The 1,665-nt window shown below is 43.8% G+C and carries 2 protein-coding genes; both read left to right on the forward strand.

All coding sequences use genetic code 11. The annotated features are described in order from the left end of the window. Positions 1 to 67: 67 nt before the first annotated feature. Positions 68 to 748, forward strand: a complete 681-nt coding sequence (locus tag D7M11_RS36080) for a helix-turn-helix domain-containing protein (RefSeq protein ID WP_120752097.1) — start codon at positions 68 to 70, stop codon at positions 746 to 748. A 32-nt stretch (positions 749 to 780) separates the two neighbouring features. Then, positions 781 to 1,620 carry an IS3 family transposase gene (locus D7M11_RS36085; protein WP_240041458.1) on the forward strand — a complete coding sequence of 280 codons (840 nt, stop codon included), beginning with the start codon at positions 781 to 783 and terminating at the stop codon, positions 1,618 to 1,620. Positions 1,621 to 1,665 lie beyond the last annotated feature (45 nt).

The raw sequence follows: 1,665 nt of genomic DNA on the forward strand, positions 1-1,665 counted from the left end.
CTGATATGCTCCCCATTAAGTAGACAGGTGAAATAATTAAACCTGTTGCTTAAAGGGGAGTTTTCAGTTGGGCAAAATAAACGAATTTAGCGGAATAGAGAAGCTGGAGATTTTAAGGGAACTTGAGGATGGTCGAAGCACGCGAAAACAGGTTGCTCAGAAGTATAACATTACCGTCACTACGCTGGTTAAATGGCGACGCAAGTATGAACAATACGGCACTCAAGGATTAGAATTTCGTACCCGTAATAACAGCTATTCCTCCGAGCTGAAGCTCCAAGCTGTCCAGGACTATCTGTCAGGTCAATACTCCCAGTATCAAATTATTGAAAAATATAAAATAGCGAGTAGAACTCAACTCAAAAATTGGGTGGACAAGTATAATGGTCATAGCAGCTTATCATCGTACAATGAGGGTGTTAGAACTATGACCAAGGGACGTACCACAACATGGCAGGAACGGATCGACATCGTGCTATACTGCCTTGCTAATAATCGGGATTACCAGAAAACCGTAAACCATTATCAGGTTTCCTACCAGCAAGTTTACCAATGGGTGAAGAAATATGAAGATGGCGGTCAGGATGCGTTACAGGACGGACGTGGGCGTAAAATGAAAGAAGAAGCCTTAACTGAAGCAGATCGACAAAAGCTTGCGATGAAGAAGCTGGAGTATGAAAATGAGCGTCTAAGAGCGGAGAATGCCTTTCTAAAAAAGTTACGGGAACTGCAAAGGGGGCGACCTTAAGCCAACACCGACAAGAACATATCTATCTGGCGATCCAAGCGGTTCGGCAAGGGGCATTAATCAGCGTTCAACTGTTATGTAGGGTTGCAAAGATTCCGCGTTCGAGCTACTACAAATGGCTGAACCGTAAACCGAGTCTGCGCGAGCTTGAGAATGAGCAACTGGCACAGGCCATGCTTGTGTTGCATGAAGAGGTTCGAGGAATCTTTGGTTATCGCCGGATGGCCTTGCACTTGCGCCGTATGAGAAAACAAAAGCTTAACAAAAAGCGAGTTCAACGCCTGATGAGAATAGAAGGTATCCAATCGGTCATCCGTAGGAAGAAGAAAAAGTATACACCGTCTACTCCGCAGCACACTGCAGAGAACTTGTTAGCCCGCAAATTCCATGCTGAAACACCAAACGAGAAGTGGTTGACCGACGTGACGGAATTCAAATATGGCAGCCAGAAGGCTTATTTAAGCGCAGTGCTCGATCTCCATGATAATACGATTGTGTCCCATGTCTTAGGGCACTCCAATAATAATAATCTCGTCTTTGAAACGGTAGAGACGGCATTACAAACAACACCAGACCGCAAGCCAATGCTTCATAGTGATCGCGGGTTTCAATACACTTCATCTAAATTCAAAGAGTTATTTGGTGCTAAATTAACGCAGAGTATGTCTCGTGTTGGCAAGTGCATTGATAACGGCCCAATGGAGTCGTTCTGGGGAACGCTTAAAAGTGAAAGATATTATTTAAACGTCTACAACACCTACGATGAGCTGAAACGTGACATTGATGACTACATCCATTTTTACAATTACGAGCGATTACAAGCAAAATTAAACGGTCTCAGTCCCATGGAATTCCGGACAAAGGCCGTTTAAAGAGCTTTTATTATTTATACTGTCTACTTGACGGGGTGCAGTTCA

The sequence above is a fragment of the Paenibacillus ginsengarvi genome (assembly GCF_003626695.1).
In the GTDB taxonomy this organism is placed as follows: domain Bacteria; phylum Bacillota; class Bacilli; order Paenibacillales; family NBRC-103111; genus Paenibacillus_AB; species Paenibacillus_AB ginsengarvi.